The sequence below is a fragment of the Streptomyces sp. NPDC018263 genome, from assembly GCF_055562575.1.
Genome location: NZ_JBVHFA010000001.1, coordinates 356,860 through 372,849 on the forward strand (window position 1 = coordinate 356,860; position 15,990 = coordinate 372,849).

The window sequence follows — 15,990 nt, forward strand, 5'->3', positions numbered from 1 at the left end:
CGCCGGTCGGCTCGGATTCACCGTCAACCCGCTGGTCGTCAGCAAGTCGGGTTGGCGGCAGTTTCGGCGATGGAGAGTTACGCCCCTCGACATCTCGCCGCCTCCCCTCAGCCGCCTGGAGCCTCGCGGTTCCCGTAGCCCGCGAACCCGACCTCACTCCGGCAACTCCACCACCGTCTCCTCGTTCTCGTTCGCCGCGTACGGATGTACGGGCGACACCGGGGTGTACGGGGTGAACCAGGTGTCCGGGTCGTCGGGGGCCGGGGCCTCGGTGGGGGGCGGGGGGTGGAGGGTGGTGGCGAAGGTTTCGAGGGCCTGGGTCACCTCGTCCGACAGGAGGCTGTAGAGGTCGGCCGTCACCTCCGCCTGGTTCAGCAGCGACTTCAGGAGGAGTTCTTCGGCCAGGCAGGTGGGGTGGTCGAACGGGGGGCGGGTGAGGCGGCCCGTCAGGGTGATCGCGGTGACGGTGAGGCGGCGGGTGAAGAGGACGGTGTAGGCGTCCGCCAGGTGCGGGGGCAGGTCGTCCAGGATCATGAAGGTGGCGTTGCTGCGGGCGACCGTGGGGCCGTCGTCCTCCAGGGCGGCCAGGTCGGTGAAGAGTTCGTCCACCAGGAGGTCGATCGCGTAGACCACGGCGCCCGCCGCTATCTCCGCCGCCTCTCTGCCCACCTCGCACTCCGGTGTCGATTCATGGTGGCCGAACGCCTCCAGCGTGAACGCCGTGAGCGCCGGGGCCAGTGCGCGCAGCCTCGTACGCATCGCCTGGCTCTCGGAGTGGCCGGGGCTGTCCGGGGGTGCGGGGGTCGTGCCCGCCGCGTGGCGCCTCGCGCGTTCCGCCGGGTCGGACGGTGGGGCGTCCGGGCCGTCGGCCGCGTCCAGGCTCTCCTGGAGCAGCTCGGAGTTCAGTTCCACCGCGCAGCGGGTCAGGCGCCAGTCGGAGAGCGCCTCGGTACGCTCCATCAGCTCCGTCACCACCTCCCGCGCCGCGTCCTCCGCGAACTCCAGCGCGGGGGCGTCCACGAACAGCTTCAGCAGGGCCCCGCCGGGATGGGCGGCGATCACGTCGTCCAGCAGGTCCACCTCCATGCCGTCCGGGCCCTCGACCGCCTCCAGCGAGTCGAAGCCCTTGCGCAGCAGGAAGACCACTCCCTCCCGGCGCAGCGCGTCGAGTTCCGGAGCCCCCTGGGGCGGGGCCATCGCCACGGTCACCACGTATGTCACACGTTCATCGTGCCTGAGGGCGCGCCGTTCGGGGAGGTGAATCCGAGGTACGGGACGCGGGGGCGTGCGCGGGCGGCGACCCTGAGGACGTGGCTGAAGCCCGTCGTGGCGGTGCGGCGCCCCTCCGCCCCCTCAAGCCGACCGCTTCCCCGCAGCCGCCTTCTTCTTCGCCGGGGCCTTCTTCGCCGCGGGCTTCTTCTCCGTCGCCTTGGAGGTGGACTTGGAGGTGGACTTGGACGCCGCCTTCTTCGCGGCCCCCTTCGGCTCCCCCGCCTTGGACGTCGACTTCCGCGCGCTCGCCGTCTTCTTCGCCGCAGTCCTGGACGTGGACTTCCGCGCCCCCGTCTCCTTCGGCGTCCTCCGCCCGTGCAGATCCCGCACCTCCGCCTCCCCGCCGCGCGACTCGCGGGCCTCGCGGACGCTCTTCTCGAGCGCCGCCATGAGGTCGAGGACCTTGCCCCCGTCGGCCGGGGCCGGGGCCTCGGGCGGGGTCTCGCCGGCGGCCTTGGCGGCGATGACCTCCTCGACGGCCTCGCGGTACTCGTCATGGAGGTCATTGAGGTCGACCTCGCCGAGGGTGTCCATGAGGGCGTCGGCGAGGTCCAGCTCCTGGTCGCGGACGGTGACGTCGACGTCGGGGGCGACGCCCTCGGGGGCGCGCACCTCGTCGGGCCAGAGCAGGCCGTGCAGGACGATCACGTCGCCGACCACCCGCAGCATCCCCAGCCGCTCCCGCCCGCGCAGCGCGAACTTGGCGATGGCGACCTTGTGGCTGCGCTTGAGGGCCTCGCGCAGCAGGGTGTACGGCTTGGCGGCCGGCGCTCCGGCGGCGGCGATGTAGTACGCCGCGTCCATCTGGAGCGGGTCGATGCGGTCGGCCGGGACGAAGGCGACGATCTCGATCGTGCGGGCGGTGGGCAGCGGGAGGTGGGAGAGGTCGTCCTCGGTGATCGGGATCATCTCGCCGTCGGCGCCCTCGTACGCCTTGCCGATCTCGGACTGGGTGACCTCGCGGTCCTCCAGTTCGCAGACCTTGCGGTAGCGGATGCGGCCGTTGTCCTCGGTGTGCACCTGGCGGAAGGAGACCGCGTGGCTCTCGGTGGCGTTCACCAGCTTGATGGGGATGCTGACGAGGCCGAAGGAGATGGCGCCGTTCCAAATGGATCGCACGTGCCGGGTCCCTTCCGTACGGTGTCGAGATATCCCATTCGTCCCGTTTCTGGGATTGTCATCCTATGACGCCAGTGACGGAGGTGGAGGGGCGGCGGGTCTCGCTCAGCAATCTGGAGAAGGTGCTGTACCCCGAGACCGGCTTCACCAAGGGCGAGCTGCTGCACTACTACGCCACCGCCGCCGGGGTGCTGCTGCCGCATCTGCGGGACCGGGCGGTGTCCTTCCTGCGCTATCCGGACGGGCCCGGCGGGGAGGCGTTCTTCACCAAGAACGTGCCGCCGGGTACGCCCGACTGGGTCAGGACCGCCGAGGTCCCCCGTTCGGCGGGCGCGGCGCGGATGGTGGTGGTCCAGGACCTGCCGAGCCTGATGTGGGCGGCGAACCTGGTGACCGAGTTCCACACCCACCAGTGGCTGGTCCAGACCCCGGACGAGGCCGACCGGGTGGTCTTCGACCTCGACCCCGGCGCGCCCGCGACGGTCGTCCACTGCTGCGAGGTCGCCCTGTGGCTGCGGGAGCGGCTCGCGGCGGACGGGATCGAGGCGTACGCCAAGACCGCCGGGTCCAAGGGCCTGCACCTGCTGGCGTCGGTGCGGGGCGGTACGCCGGCCCGGGCGAGCGACTACGCCAAGGCGCTCGCGGTGGAGGCGGAGCGGGCGATGCCGGGCCTGGTGCTGCACCGGATGACCCGGAGCCTGAGGCCCGGCAAGGTGTTCGTCGACTGGAGCCAGAACGCCGCCCGCAAGACCACCGCCGCCCCCTACACCGTGCGCGCCCGCAGCACCCCCACCGTCTCCACGCCCGTCACCTGGGACGAGGTCGAGCGCTGCCGCGACCCGGCCGAGCTGACGTTCCTCGCCGGGGACGTCGCGCCGAGGGTGGAGCGGTACGGGGACCTTCTCGCCGGCCTGCTGGACGCCGAGCGCGCGGCTCCCCTCCCCTGACCGCCCCTGACCGCCCCTGACCGCCGGCCCCGCGCCCCGAAGAGAGCAACCACGCCCTCCCCGATGGCCCACTGCGGCGCGCCACCGCACCCCGGCACTCCTAATGTGGCGGTTAGTCAGTTCCGTCCGCATTCGGAGGTCTTCCATGTCCCTGCGTTCCGTCCTCTTCCACGGCCTGGCTCTGGCGGCCGTGACGGGCGTGCTGCTCGGCGGGGCCGTGCCCGCCGGTGCCGCGGACGGCCCCGCCGGGGGTGCGCCGGCCGCCCAGCGGGCAGACGGCACCGGCGGCCCCGACGGGCACGCGGGCGGGCGCGGCGACCGCGACCCGCGCCGGTACGAGGGTGTGGTCACCGCCAAGGGCGGGATCTGGCTGCACGACCGCCCCGACCGCGGCACCCGCCGCGTCCGCTTCGCGGAGCAGGGCGAGCACGTGTCCATCTACTGCAAGGTGAACGGCGACCGGGTGGGCAGCAACCCGCTCTGGTACCTGCTCACCGACGGCACCTGGGCGTGGGCCTCGGCCCGCTACATCGGCAACGTCGGGCCCGCCCCCCGCTGGTGCTGACCCCTAGCCAGCGGAACTCCCGCCGATGACCCAGGCCGGGACCGCGCCGCCCGCCTCCCGCACCGCCGCCCCGCGCCCCCGGCTGCCCCCGCGGCGCGGGATCGAGCTGGCCCTGATCGTGCTGGCCGTGCTGCTGTCGGTGTACGGCTACTGCGCGGTCGGCCTGGCCCGCACCGGCGCCGTACCGCCCGGCGCGGCGGGGTACGGCGCCGGGCTCGGCGGTCTGGCGCTGCTGGCGCACATCGCGGTGCGGCTGCGGGCGCCGTACGCCGATCCGCTGCCGCTGCCCATCGCGGTGCTGCTGAACGGGCTCGGGCTGGTGCTGATCTACCGCCTCGACCTCCAGACCCCGGCCGACCGGGCGGCCCCGGCCCAGTTGGTGTGGTCGACGCTCGGGGTCGGGCTGTTCATCGTGGTGGTGCTGGTGCTGCGCGACCACCGGGTGCTCCAGCGGTACTCCTACCTGTGCGTGGCGGCGGCGCTGGTGCTGTTGCTGCTGCCGATCCTGTTCCCGGCGGTCAACGGCGCCCGGATCTGGATCAGGATCGCCGGGTTCTCCATCCAGCCGGGCGAGTTCGCCAAGGTGCTGCTCGCGGTGTTCTTCGCCGCGTACCTGGCCGCCAACCGCAGCGCGCTGGCGTACACCGGGCGCCGGATCTGGCGGTTGCAGTTCCCGACCGGGCGGGTGCTCGGGCCGATCGTGACGATCTGGCTGCTGAGCGTCGGGGTGCTGGTCCTGGAGCGGGACCTCGGCACCTCGCTGCTGTTCTTCGGCCTGTTCGTGGTGCTGCTGTACGTGGCGACCGGGCGGACCGGCTGGATCGCGGTGGGGCTGGTGCTGGCGGTGCTCGGCGCGTGGGCGGTGGGGCATCTGGAGCCGCATGTGCACGGCCGGATCGAGGACTGGCTGCACCCCTTCGGCACCATCGACGCGGGACAGGGGCCCAACCAGCTCGCCCAGTCCCTGTTCGCCTTCGCGGCCGGCGGCATGACCGGCACCGGCCTGGGGCTCGGTCACTCCACGCTGATCGGCTTCGCCACCAAGTCGGACTTCATCCTGGCGACGGCGGGTGAGGAACTGGGCCTCGCCGGGCTTGCGGCCGTCTTCCTGCTGTACGCCCTGCTGGTGGAGCGGGGTTTCAGGGCCGCGCTCGCCCTGCGGGAGCCGTTCGGGCGGCTGCTGGCGGTGGGGCTGGCGTCGATCCTGGCGCTCCAGGTGTTCGTGATCGCGGGCGGGGTGACCGGGCTGATCCCGCTGACCGGCATGGCGATGCCGTTCCTCGCCCAGGGCGGCTCCTCGGTGGTCACCAACTGGGCGATCGTGGCCCTGCTGATCCGGGTGAGCGACTCGGCGCGCAGCCGGTACGACGGCGAGGAGGCCCCGTGAGCGGACCCGGCGAGTACGGCGACACCCCCGCCAACCGCCCGATGGCCCCGTACATCCGGCACGCGCTGGTCTTCTGCGGCCTTTTGCTGCTGGCGCTGCTGGCGAACGCGGCGCGGGTGCAGGTGGTCGAGGCGGGCGCGTACAACGACAATCCGGCCAACCGCCGCTCGGCCATCGCCCGTTACCAGCAGCCGCGCGGGAACATCCTGGTCGGCGGCGCCCCGGTGACCGGCTCCCGCGACACCGGCGAGCAGTTGCGCTACGAACGCACCTACCTGGACGGCCCGTTGTACGCCCCGGTGACCGGCTTCGCCTCGCAGCGGTTCGGCTCGGCCTTCCTGGAGCAGGCGGAGGACCGGCTGCTGTCCGGCACCGATCCGCTGCTGTCGGGGTTCCCGGTGTGGGACGACGCGGCCGACGCACCCGGCGGGAACGTCGTCACCACGCTGAACGCCAGGGCGCAGCGGGCCGCGTACCAGGGGCTGGGCGGGCGCAAGGGCGCGGTGGCCGCGATCGAGCCGGCCACCGGCAGGGTGCTGGCGCTGGTGTCGACCCCGTCGTACGACCCGGCCCTGCTGTCGGGCAACGATACGGGCGCGTCGGCGGCGTGGGAGCGGCTGAACGCCGATCCGGACAAGCCGATGCTGAACCGGGCCGTACGGCAGACCTATCCGCCGGGGTCCACGTTCAAGGTGGTCACGGCGGCGGCCGCGCTGGACGCCGGGGTGATCACGGACGTGGACGCGCCGACCGACTCCCCCGACCCGTACCGGCTGCCGGGCACCACGACCCGGCTGACCAACGAGGCCGACGGATGCCGGGACGCCTCGCTGCGGGAGGCGTTCGCGTGGTCCTGCAACACGGTGTTCGCCAAGCTGGGCGTGGACGTGGGGCTGACGGACATGGCGGCGACGGCGCGGGCCTTCGGGTTCAACGACACCAGGCTGAGGGTGCCGTTCGCGGTGGCGCAGTCCACCTTCGACACGGTGGTGGACAAGGCGCAGTTGGGGCTGTCCTCCATCGGGCAGTACAACACGCGGGCCACCCCCCTCCAGATGGCCATGGTGTCGGCGGCGGTGGCGAACGGCGGGCAGGCGCGGGCGCCGTATCTGGTGGAGCGCACCACCCGCTCCGGGGGCGAGACGGTCGCGGGCGGCGGCCCGCATCCGCTGACGCAGGTCATGCGGGCGTCCACGGCGTCCCGGCTGAAGGAGCTGATGCGGGACGCGGTGGAGCGCGGCACCGGGGGGAACGGGGCGATCCGGGGTGCCGTGGTCGGCGGGAAGACGGGCACCGCGCAGCACGGGGTCGGCAACACCGGGCTGCCGTACGCCTGGTTCGTCTCCTGGGCGCAGGCGGACGGCGCGCCGGAGCCGGCGGTGGCGGTCGCGGTGGTGGTGGAGGACGCCTCGGCGGACCGGGGCGAGATCAGCGGGGGCGGGGACGCGGCGCCGATCGCGCGGGATGTGATGCGGGCGGTGCTGGGTTCCTGAGCCGGAGGTGAGCCGTCGTCGGGAAAAGTCGCGCACAGGGGATTGACGCCCTTGCTGACGCGCAGTCTCATAAGAGGCGGACGACGACGTACCCCTGGCTGGACGAGGTGACCAAAGGCCATGACGACCGTGACGGAAGCGGATGCGCTCGACGGACTGCGTGACGCGCTGGGCGCGCTCAGGGACCGCGAGCAGGTGGCCGAGCGACTGCTCGTCTCCTCCGCCAAGCACTCCTTCGATCCGGACAAGGAGCTGGACTGGGACGCCCCCTTCGAGGAGGGCAAGTGGTTCTGGCCCCCGGAGCTGGTGTCGCTGTACGGCACCCCGCTGTGGCACAGGATGAGCGAGGAGCAGCGCATCGACCTGTCCCGGCACGAGGCGGCCGCGCTCGCCTCGCTGGGCATCTGGTTCGAGCTGATCCTGATGCAGTTGCTGGTCCGGCACATCTACGACAAGCCGGCCACCAGCGCCCATGTGCGGTACGCGCTCACCGAGATCGAGGACGAGTGCCGGCACTCCAAGATGTTCGCCCGCGTGGTCACCCGCGGCGGCACGCCCTGGTACCCGGTGAGCCGGGCCCACCAGAACCTCGGGCGGCTGTTCAAGACCATCTCCACCACGCCGGGCTCCTTCACCGCCACCCTGCTCGGCGAGGAGGTGCTGGACTGGATGCAGCGCCTCACCTTCCCCGACGAGCGGGTGCAGCCCCTGATCCGGGGCGTCACACGCATCCACGTGGTGGAGGAGGCCCGGCACGTCCGGTACGCCCGTGAGGAGCTGCGCCGCCAGATGGTGACGGCGCCGAAGTGGTCGCGGGAGTTCACCCGCGTCACCTCCGGCGAGTTCGCGCGCATCTTCTCCATCGCCTTCATCAACCCGGACGTGTACACCAACGTCGGCCTGGACAAGCGCGAGGCGCTGGCCCAGGTGAAGGCCAGCGGACACCGGCGCGAGGTGATGCAGACCGGCGCGGGCCGGCTCACCGAGTTCCTGGACGAGATCGGCGTCCTGCGCGGCGCCGGGCGGCGGCTGTGGAAGGCGTCGGGGCTGCTGGCCTAGCGCCGGGCCACCGGGAGGGGGCGGCCGGGCGGGGAGCGATTACGCTGCGAGGCATGACCCCGCAGGCCGCCACCCCCGCCTACCGACGCCTCAGTGTGGAGCAGCGCCGCAGCCAGCTTCTGGAATCAGCGCTGGCCCTCTTCGCGCACCGCGCCCCCGAGGACGTCTCGCTGGACGACGTGGCGGAGGCGGCCGGGGTCTCCCGCCCGCTGGTCTACCGCTACTTCCCCGGCGGCAAGCAGCAGCTCTACGAGGCCGCGCTGACCTCGGCCGCCGAGGCGCTGAGGCTCTGCTTCGACGAGCCCCGCGAGGGGCCGACGGCACCCCGGCTCAGCCGGGTCCTCGACCGCTACCTGGCCTTCGTGGACGAGCACGACACCGGGTTCAGCGCGCTGCTCCAGGGCGGCAGCGTGGTGGAGACCTCCCGGACCACGGCCATCGTGGACGGGGTGCGCCGGGCAGCCGCCGAGCACCTCTACCGCCACCTCGGGGTGGCCGAGCCGGGCCCCCGGCTGCGGATGACGGTGCGGATGTGGATCGCGGCCGTCGAGGCGTCGTCGCTGATCTGGCTGGACGAGGACAAGCGGCCGCCGAGGGACGAGCTGCGGGACTGGCTGGTCGAGCAGTTCACCGCCGTCCTGGTGGTGACCGCCGGACGCGACCCGCAGACGGCGGCCGTCGTCGCCGCGATCAGCGGGGATGACCGAGACTGAAGGGCGTGAAGAGTCAGGACATCCCCTTCGAGGGCGGACCGATGGACGGCCGGGTGCTGCCCGTGCTGCTCGGCCCGACCGGCCACCCCCCGAAGACGTACCGCATCCCGGTCCCCGACGCGGCCGGCGGGCCGCCCACCGTGCTGGTCTACCGGCGTACCCCGCGCGGGCATACCAGGAGGCTGGGGCTGGTGCGCGGGTGGAAGTACGTGCACGACCCGGAGGGCCTCGGCGACGCCGACCGGCTTCGCTGGCCCTGGTCCCGGCCGAGGCGGGACAACACGCCGTACGGCAAGCCGGACGACCCGACCGGGTGACATGGTTGCGCCGGTCCGCGCACGTTCGGCGCGCGGACCCGGCGGAAAGCGGCACAAGCTCGCGGTACGGAGGCAGGCGGGAGGTCCGCCGCCCCGCGTACCGGAGGTGATGTCGTGTCAGGAACCCTGCTCCGCCTGGCCTGTACGGCCGCGATGGCGGCCCAGGTCGCCCTCGCCCCGCTCCCCGCCCTGGCCGCGCCGGAGCCGCAGCGGCCGGTGACCGAGCTGCTGACGGACCTTCAGCAGTTGTACCGGCAGACCGAGCAGGCCACCGAGACCTACAACGCCACCGCCGAAAAGCTCACCGCGCAGCGCGCCGAGGTGAAGCGGCTGGACGGCGAACTGGTCAGGGCCAGGCTGGCGTTGAAGGGCAGCCGGACGGACGCCGGACGCCTCGCGCGTGAGCAGTACCAGAACAGCTCGAACTTCTCCGTCTACGTCCGCCTGCTCCTCGCCCGCGACCCGCAGCAGGCGCTCGACGAGGGCCATGTCATCGGCCGCGTCGCCGGGGAACGCGCCGCCGCCCTGGACCGGCTGACCGGCGCCGAGAAGCGCGCGGACGCGCTCGCCAAGTCGGCGCGCAAGGCGCTGGACACCCAGCTCACCCTGGCCGAGCGGCAGAAGAAGCAGCGCGACGACGTGACCAGGCGCCTCGCCGACGTGGAGCGGATGCTCGCCTCCCTCACCCCGGAGCAGCGAGGCGAGGTGTCCCGGCTGGAACAGGACGGGGTGGCCGAGGCACAGCGCCGCCTCACCGACTCCGGCGCCCTCGGCGACGACGACCGGCCCGCCTCGGCGGAGGGCGGCCAGGCGGTCCGCTACGCCCTGGACCAGGTCGGCAAGCCGTACCGGTGGGGCGCGGAGGGACCCGCCTCCTTCGACTGCTCGGGCCTGACCTCCCGCGCCTGGGCCCGCGCGGGCACCCCCATCCCCCGCACCAGCCAGGAGCAGTGGGCCCGGCTCCCCCACGTCCCGCTGAACTCCCTGCGCCCCGGCGACCTGGTGATCTACTTCCCCGAGGCCACCCATGTCGCCCTCTACCTGGGCGACGGCAAGGTGGTCCAGGCCCCCCGCCCCGGCGAGAACATCAAGGTCTCCCCCCTGGCGGCCAACCCGGTCCTGGGCGCCGTACGACCCGACGCGGCCCCGCGCCGCCTGTGACGGGCGGACACGGGGCCGGGAGGGTCTGCGCGTGCGTCAGGCGCCCGCCGCCACCGAGCCGACGTACGCCTCCGTCTTCGCGGGGTCGTAGAAGAAGTTCTCGAAGTCGGCCGGGTCGTTGAAGCCGTTGGCGAAGCGGTCGGCGACCGGCTGGAGCTGGCCGGCGGCGCCGATGAGGTTGAGGATGTGCTCCGGCGGCGGGGCGAGCATGGCGTTGGTCCACTTGGTGACGTGCTGGGCGGTGTCCCAGTAGCGGTCGAAGGTGGCCTTCATCCACTCCTCGTCGAAGGGCTGGTCGCCGCGCTCCACGATGGAGGCCAGGTAGGCGGCGGCGCACTTGGACGCCGAGTTGGAGCCCTGGCCGGTGATCGGGTCGTTGGCCACGACCACGTCGGCGACGCCGAGGACCAGGCCGCCGCCGGGGAGCCGGCCGATGGGGTTGCGCACGGTCGGCGCGTAGCGGCCCGCCAGGGTGCCGCCGGCGTCGGTGAGTTCGACCTTGGTGGCGCGCGCGTACTCCCAGGGCAGGAACTTCTCCATGAGTTCCAGGGTCAGGGAGAGGTGCTCGGCGGGGTCCTTGACGCCGTTGAACACATCGAGCGGGCCGCCGGGTATGCCCTCCCAGAACAGGATGTCGGCGCGGCCGGAGGTGGTCAGGGTCGGCATCACGAACATCTCGCCGACACCGGGCACCAGGTTGCAGCGGACCGCGTCGAACTCCGGGTGCTCCGGGCGCGGGCCGAGCCCGTGCACGTACGCCACCGCGAGCGCGCGCTGCGGCTCGGTGTACGGGGAGCGCTCCGGGTCGCGGGCGAACATCGACACCAGCTCGCCCTTGCCGGCCGAGACCAGCACCAGGTCGTAGGTGCGGGAGAAGTAGTCGAGGTCGCCGACGGCCGCGCCGTGGATGACGAGCTGGCCGCCGCGCTGGGCGAAGGTCTCCATCCAGCCGGCCATCTTGACCCGCTGGTCCACCGACTGGGCGTAGCCGTCCAGCTTGCCGACCCAGTCGATGGCCCGCTGGGAGGGGCCGGGGTCGAAGGAGCCGGGGGCGGCGACCGAGACGCCGAGGCCCTCGATCTTCGGCGCCTGGGACTCCCAGAAGTTGAGCTGGAGGTCGCGCTCGTGCTGGAGCGCGGTGTCGAACATGCACTGGGTCGACATGACGCGGCCGGAGCGGATCTCGTCCGCCGTCCGGTTGGACATCAGGGTGACCTCGTAGCCGTGCGACTGGAGGCCGAGGGCGAGCTGGAGACCGGACTGGCCGGCTCCGACGACGAGTATCTTCCGCATGCGGGGGTGTCTCCTACGGGGGGCTTCGGGCTACTCGGGGGTTACGTCGAGCGCGTGGCCCACCAGGGCCAGAAGGGTCTCGATCGCTGAGATCCGGCGCCGCGCGTCCATGATCATGACAGGGATGTGGGCCGGTATGGTCAGGGCCTCCCGCACGTCCTCCGGCCCGAACACCTCGCTGCCGTCGAAGTGGTTGACCGCGACCACGTAGGGCAGACCGCAGCTCTCGAAGTAGTCCAGTGCCGGGAAGCAGTCCTTGAGCCGCCGGGTGTCGGCCAGGACGACGGCGCCTATCGCGCCGCGCACCAGGTCGTCCCACATGAACCAGAACCGCTGCTGGCCCGGCGTGCCGAACAGGTAGAGCACCAGGTCGTCGTCGAGCGTGATGCGGCCGAAGTCCATGGCCACGGTCGTGGAGGTCTTGTCCGGCGTGGCGGTGAGGTCGTCGGTCTCCTCGCTCGCCTGGGTCATCAGCGCCTCGGTCTGGAGCGGGGTGATCTCCGAGACCGCGGTGACCAGGGTGGTCTTGCCGACGCCGAAGCCGCCCGCCACCACGATCTTCGTGGCGACGGGTGCCCGGCTGCGGTCCTGCTGCCAGGACTTCAGTTCCTCGACGGGCTCGGCCGGCCTGTCGACGAGGGGAGCGTTCCCGACGGGGGCGGTCGCGTCAGAGACGGCGGAGTCCACTCAGCACCCTTTCCAGCAGCGCGCGGTCCGGACGGCCGGTGCCGTGACCGGTCCCGGTGCCGTAAACACGGATCTTTCCCTGGTCCGCGAGGTCGCTGAGGAGCACCCGGACCACGCCGAGCGGCATTCTCAGCAGCGCGGCGATCTCGGCCACCGTGCGCATACGGCGGCACAGTTCGACGATGGCGACCATCTCCGGCATCACGCGCGGAGCGGGGCCGTTCTCCAGTTCCCTGCGCTCCTCCGGGGCGTCGAGCGCCGCGGTGCTGGCCACGAACGTCTCCACCAGGAGGACGTGGCCGAAGCGGGTGCGGCCGCCGGTGAGCGAGTAGGGGCGCACCCGGGCGGCCTTGCGGTCGCCGCCACGCGTGGGGAGCTGCGTCTTCTTGGCGATGGCGCTCATCGGACGCTCCCGCTCGGTTCGGACTCCATGGATTTCCGCAGCTCGCTGCGGACTTCCGGGGTGAGCACATGCCCGGCCCGGCCGACGAAGAGCGCCATGTGGTACGCGATCACGCTCATGTCGCACTCGGCGGAGCCGTGCACGCCGAGCAGCGAGCCGTCGCTGATCGACATGACGAAGAGGCTGCCCTCGTCCATGGCGACCATGGTGTGCTTGACCGAGCCGTAGTCCATCAGCTTGGCGGCGCCCACGGTGAGGCTGCCGATGCCGGAGACGATGGTGGCGAGGTCGGCGGCCGAGCCGCGGGGGCCCTTGGTGACCGGCCGGTTCTGCCGGTCCGCCTCGGCGCGGTTCGGGTCGGACGACAGCAGGAGCAGGCCGTCGGAGGAGACGACCGCGACCGACTGGATTCCGGGTACTTCCTCGACCAGGTTGGTCAGCAGCCAATGCAGGTTGCGGGCTTCACTGCTCAGTCCGTAGGTACTGGGCGTGGTCAACTGCTTGCCTCCTCGGCGTGTCCCCCCGTGGACTCTTCGGCTTCTGCGCTGGTGGCGGGCCGCTGGTTCTGCGCCGTGTGCTCGGCGATCTCCGCTTCGACGTCCCGGTACCCGGCCTGCGCGCCCTGGCGGAAGCCGCCGAGCCTGCGGCGCAGGGCCTCGGCGTCGACGCCAGTGGCGCGCGGGCGGACCGGGGCCTCGGGCGCGGTGATCTTCGGGGTGCGCTTGGGCAGGCCCTTGCTCGTCAGCTTCTCCTCCGTCTCGTCCGGGGCGCGGTCGTGCGTGGCCTCGGCGGGGAGGGGGGCGGCGTGCCCGGGGGCGACGTCCGCCGTAGCGGCGGGCGCGGGGGTGGCGGCCTCAGGGGTGGCGGCCGTGTTCCCGTCGGTGGGGGCGGCCGGCGGGAGCAGCAGCTCCATCGTGGTCTCGGGGGCCGACTCCGGCGGCGCGGCGGGCACCGGCTCGGGCGGCAGCTCGCGGGTGGCCTGACGCGGGATCACCGGGTCGGCGGCGTCGGTCTTCCCGGCGCTCTCGCTGTCCGCCACGGCCTTCTCGGCGAGGGCGACGAGCGGGTCGGCGCCCTTGGGGCGGCCGCGCAGCACGTTGGAGTTGGCCTCGGCGTCGGCGCCGGGCAGCGAGAAGCTCTGCGTGCCGGCGGTGCGGGTGGCGTGGTGCGGGACGGCGGCGGCCGGGGTCTCCGCGAGCAGCGACTGCGGCAGTACGACCACTGCGGCGACCCCGCCCTGCTTCTGTTCGCGCAACTGCACCCGGATGCCGTGCCGGTGGGCGAGCCGGGCGACGACGTACAGCCCGAGGCCGAGGCCGTCCTCGCCCTCCTGCTCGTACGGCGACTCGGGGTCGAAGTCGGCGAGGCGGCCGTTGAGCCGCTCCATGCGATCGGCGGCCATGCCGATGCCCTCGTCCTGCACCGACAGCATGACCTCGCCGGACTCCAGCAGCCAGGCGGAGATCTCGACGGGCAGGTCGGGCGGGGAGAACGAGCTGGCGTTCTCCATCAGTTCGGCCAGCAGGTGGGAGAGGTCGTCGGCGGCGAAGCCGGCCACGTGGGCGTGCGGGGGCAGCGCGGCGATCCGGACGCGCTCGTACCGCTCGATCTCGCTTACGGCCGCGCGGACCACGTCGACCAGCGGGACCGGCCCGTGGGCGGGCTGGATGTGCTCGGTGCCGGAGAGGACCAGGAGGTTCTCGCTGTGGCGCCGCATGACGGTGGCGAAGTGGTCCAGCTTGAACAGGGTGGCCAGGCGCTCCGGGTCCTGCTCGCGCTCCTCCAGCCCCTCGATGACGGAGAGCTGGCGCTCGACCAGGCCGAGGGTGCGCAGCGCGAGGTTGACGAAGGTGCCGCCGATGCTCTCCCGCAACCGCTCCAACTGGGCGCTGGAGTCGCTGAGTTCGGCGCGCAGCTCCTCGCGGGCGTCGGCCATCTTCTGGCGCTGGCCGACCAGGTGCTTGCGGTCGGCCTCCAGGGTGGCGACCCGCTCGTGCAGGGCGACGGCGTGCGCGTGCAGGGCGTTCACGGAGCGGACGACCTGGGCGAACTCGTCGTTGCGCCCGGTGAAGGCGATCGGCTCCTGTCCGGCGGGGTCCTCGGCGCCGGCCAGGCGGGCCGAGCCCCGGCGCAGCACGGAGAGCGGGCGGGTCAGGGTGCGGGCCATGGCGGTGGCGACGCCGACGGCGAGGAGCATCAGGGCGCCGAGGACCGCGACGCGGATCTCCAGGGCGGTGACGTCGTCGTCCCGCAGGGTGGCGAGGTTCTGCCCCTGGCGCTCGTAGAGGGCGGACTCGGCGCCGCGCATCAGGTCGACGCGGGCGGAGAGCGCGGCGTCCAGCTTCTTGGCGCTGACGGCGAGCTGCCGGTCGCCGAAGGTGGGCTGGGCGGTGAGGAAGTCCAGGTACTTGTCGGCGGAGTTGACCTCCGGGCCGGTGACCGTGGAGTCGTAGGAGGTGACGGCCGCCTTGGGCGCGGTCTCGCGGAAGGTGGCGAGGCCGGCGTCGGCGCGCAGCCGGGCCCGCTGGGCGGCGGTGGTGAGCGCGTCCCGGCGCCTGGTGTCCGCCTCGGAGCCGCCACTGGTGGTGACGGGCAGCCCGGTGACCGGGCTGATCGAGGTGCGGGAGGTGGCGGGCACGCTCAGCGCGGCCAGCAGCAGGCCGCGCGCGGCGGCGGACTGCTGGACGGCGGTGTCGAGCCCGGCGAGCGCGTAGGCGCCGGAGCCGGCGCGCGGGGGCGTCCGGTCGGCCAGCTCCTCGGCGAGCCGGTGCAGCTCGGTGATGGTGGCCGAGTACGCCTGGTGGGTGCTGAGCGCGTCGGTCTTGCCGGTCAGGGCGGCGCGGCGGACGGTGGCGATGCCGTCCAGCGCGGTGCGCAGCCGGGACGGCAGGTCGGTGTCCGCGCGCAGGTCCTCGACCTGGCGGTCGACGCGGGTGCCGCGCTGCTCGGAGGGCGCCTTGGTCCTGGGGCGTCCGGCGGCCACGTAGGAGGTGACCTCGTCGCGCTCGTCGGCCAGTGAGTGGGCGAGCGCGAGGGCGTCCTGCGTCTCGTCCGCCAGGGTCACCAGCTTCTGGGACTCATGGAGGTCCCCGGAGGCGGTGAGCAGGGCGGGGGCGCCTGCCGCGGCTATGGCGGCGGCCACCACGGCCACGGCGACGATGAGCCGGTTGCGCACATGGGTGGGGCGTCCAGCGCCCACGGGGTTCTGCTCGGCGGTCCCCTGGGGGGCCGTCTGCCTGCCTGTGCGCCGAGGCCGCTTCTTCTGCACCGGTGCTCGCAATCCTGAACTCGTCTACGGAAGGGCCGGGCGGCGCCCCGTCGTCTCGGTGCCAAGTGGTGCGTACACCCGGTTCGTGGTTTCCGACCCTCCCAGCGCCGGTGGGCAGTGGCCGCGCATCACCTGACCCGCCACCCGAAGGAGTGAACATCGGAGGGGAGTTGGCGGGCAAGTCGTGACGGCGCGCCGGACACCCTTGCGCGGCGGGCCGGTTGGACGCGGGGGGCAGGCTTTGGCAATATTCGCCGCCACGCATTCCCGGACCGTGCCAATTGCCGCCAATTCCGGCGTCTGAGC

The 15,990-nt window shown here is 72.9% G+C and carries 15 protein-coding genes; 8 read left to right on the forward strand and 7 right to left on the reverse strand.

What is annotated here, in order from left to right; translation table 11 throughout:
* Positions 1 to 153: 153 nt before the first annotated feature.
* Together ACZ3HQ_RS01630 and ku are read right to left on the reverse strand one after the other, a co-directional pair.
* Entirely contained in the window at positions 154 to 1,221 is a 1,068-nt protein-coding gene (locus ACZ3HQ_RS01630; protein WP_467507062.1) for a hypothetical protein, read from the reverse strand.
* A gap of 132 nt (positions 1,222 to 1,353) precedes the next feature.
* Positions 1,354 to 2,391 carry a non-homologous end joining protein Ku gene (gene ku, locus ACZ3HQ_RS01635; protein WP_467507064.1) on the reverse strand — a complete coding sequence of 346 codons (1,038 nt, stop codon included), beginning with the start codon at positions 2,389 to 2,391 and terminating at the stop codon, positions 1,354 to 1,356.
* A 65-nt stretch (positions 2,392 to 2,456) separates the two neighbouring features.
* On the opposite strand from ku, the gene ligD reads away from it, so the two are divergent.
* The 8 genes from ligD (at position 2,457) to ACZ3HQ_RS01675 (ending at position 10,033) form a co-directional block, all read left to right on the forward strand.
* Entirely contained in the window at positions 2,457 to 3,338 is an 882-nt protein-coding gene (ligD, locus tag ACZ3HQ_RS01640; protein WP_467507066.1) for a non-homologous end-joining DNA ligase, read from the forward strand.
* 145 nt (positions 3,339 to 3,483) lie between these two features.
* Positions 3,484 to 3,903, forward strand: a complete 420-nt coding sequence (locus tag ACZ3HQ_RS01645) for an SH3 domain-containing protein (protein ID WP_467507067.1) — start codon at positions 3,484 to 3,486, stop codon at positions 3,901 to 3,903.
* A gap of 25 nt (positions 3,904 to 3,928) precedes the next feature.
* Entirely contained in the window at positions 3,929 to 5,290 is a 1,362-nt protein-coding gene (locus tag ACZ3HQ_RS01650) for an FtsW/RodA/SpoVE family cell cycle protein (RefSeq protein WP_467507069.1), read from the forward strand.
* Positions 5,291 to 5,331: 41 nt separating this feature from the next.
* On the forward strand, positions 5,332 to 6,783 hold the full coding sequence (locus ACZ3HQ_RS01655) for a penicillin-binding transpeptidase domain-containing protein (protein ID WP_467507956.1): 1,452 nt from the start codon (positions 5,332 to 5,334) through the stop codon (positions 6,781 to 6,783).
* A gap of 120 nt (positions 6,784 to 6,903) precedes the next feature.
* Positions 6,904 to 7,842: an AurF N-oxygenase family protein gene (locus tag ACZ3HQ_RS01660; protein WP_467507071.1), complete on the forward strand. Its 939-nt coding sequence runs from the start codon at positions 6,904 to 6,906 to the stop codon at positions 7,840 to 7,842.
* Between the two features lie 53 nt (positions 7,843 to 7,895).
* Positions 7,896 to 8,555: a TetR/AcrR family transcriptional regulator gene (locus ACZ3HQ_RS01665; protein ID WP_467507073.1), complete on the forward strand. Its 660-nt coding sequence runs from the start codon at positions 7,896 to 7,898 to the stop codon at positions 8,553 to 8,555.
* Between the two features lie 5 nt (positions 8,556 to 8,560).
* Positions 8,561 to 8,872 (forward strand): hypothetical protein, encoded by a 312-nt coding sequence (locus ACZ3HQ_RS01670; RefSeq protein WP_467507075.1) that lies wholly within the window; start codon positions 8,561 to 8,563, stop codon positions 8,870 to 8,872.
* 114 nt (positions 8,873 to 8,986) lie between these two features.
* Positions 8,987 to 10,033 carry a C40 family peptidase gene (locus tag ACZ3HQ_RS01675; protein ID WP_467507077.1) on the forward strand — a complete coding sequence of 349 codons (1,047 nt, stop codon included), beginning with the start codon at positions 8,987 to 8,989 and terminating at the stop codon, positions 10,031 to 10,033.
* A 36-nt stretch (positions 10,034 to 10,069) separates the two neighbouring features.
* Here ACZ3HQ_RS01675 and ACZ3HQ_RS01680 read toward each other — a convergent pair whose 3' ends face one another.
* From ACZ3HQ_RS01680 to ACZ3HQ_RS01700, 5 genes are read right to left on the reverse strand one after another with little or no spacing between them, the layout of a single operon-like run.
* Positions 10,070 to 11,326: a styrene monooxygenase/indole monooxygenase family protein gene (locus ACZ3HQ_RS01680; RefSeq protein ID WP_467507079.1), complete on the reverse strand. Its 1,257-nt coding sequence runs from the start codon at positions 11,324 to 11,326 to the stop codon at positions 10,070 to 10,072.
* A 30-nt stretch (positions 11,327 to 11,356) separates the two neighbouring features.
* Positions 11,357 to 12,013, reverse strand: a complete 657-nt coding sequence (locus tag ACZ3HQ_RS01685; RefSeq protein WP_467507080.1) for a GTP-binding protein — start codon at positions 12,011 to 12,013, stop codon at positions 11,357 to 11,359.
* Positions 11,994 to 12,416 carry a DUF742 domain-containing protein gene (locus ACZ3HQ_RS01690; protein WP_030816741.1) on the reverse strand — a complete coding sequence of 141 codons (423 nt, stop codon included), beginning with the start codon at positions 12,414 to 12,416 and terminating at the stop codon, positions 11,994 to 11,996. The genes ACZ3HQ_RS01685 and ACZ3HQ_RS01690 overlap by 20 nt, the downstream gene beginning before the upstream one ends.
* Positions 12,413 to 12,913: a roadblock/LC7 domain-containing protein gene (locus ACZ3HQ_RS01695; RefSeq protein ID WP_467507082.1), complete on the reverse strand. Its 501-nt coding sequence runs from the start codon at positions 12,911 to 12,913 to the stop codon at positions 12,413 to 12,415. The genes ACZ3HQ_RS01690 and ACZ3HQ_RS01695 overlap by 4 nt, the downstream gene beginning before the upstream one ends.
* A complete protein-coding gene (locus tag ACZ3HQ_RS01700) occupies positions 12,910 to 15,684 on the reverse strand; it encodes a sensor histidine kinase (RefSeq protein ID WP_467507083.1) in 2,775 nt (924 codons plus the stop codon). Before ACZ3HQ_RS01700 ends, ACZ3HQ_RS01695 begins: the two co-directional genes overlap by 4 nt.
* Between the last annotated feature and the right edge of the window lie 306 nt (positions 15,685 to 15,990).

Bases quoted from the DNA above. Each gene is read 5' to 3' on its own strand.
- ligD (WP_467507066.1), top strand. From the start codon at position 2,457: ATGACGCCAGTGACGGAGGTGGAGGGGCGGCGGGTCTCGCTCAGCAAT.
- ACZ3HQ_RS01645 (WP_467507067.1), top strand. From the start codon at position 3,484: ATGTCCCTGCGTTCCGTCCTCTTCCACGGCCTGGCTCTGGCGGCCGTG.
- ACZ3HQ_RS01650 (WP_467507069.1), top strand. From the start codon at position 3,929: ATGACCCAGGCCGGGACCGCGCCGCCCGCCTCCCGCACCGCCGCCCCG.
- ACZ3HQ_RS01655 (WP_467507956.1), top strand. From the start codon at position 5,332: ATGGCCCCGTACATCCGGCACGCGCTGGTCTTCTGCGGCCTTTTGCTG.
- ACZ3HQ_RS01660 (WP_467507071.1), top strand. From the start codon at position 6,904: ATGACGACCGTGACGGAAGCGGATGCGCTCGACGGACTGCGTGACGCG.
- ACZ3HQ_RS01665 (WP_467507073.1), top strand. From the start codon at position 7,896: ATGACCCCGCAGGCCGCCACCCCCGCCTACCGACGCCTCAGTGTGGAG.
- ACZ3HQ_RS01680 (WP_467507079.1), bottom strand. From the start codon at position 11,326: ATGCGGAAGATACTCGTCGTCGGAGCCGGCCAGTCCGGTCTCCAGCTC.
- ACZ3HQ_RS01690 (WP_030816741.1), bottom strand. From the start codon at position 12,416: ATGAGCGCCATCGCCAAGAAGACGCAGCTCCCCACGCGTGGCGGCGAC.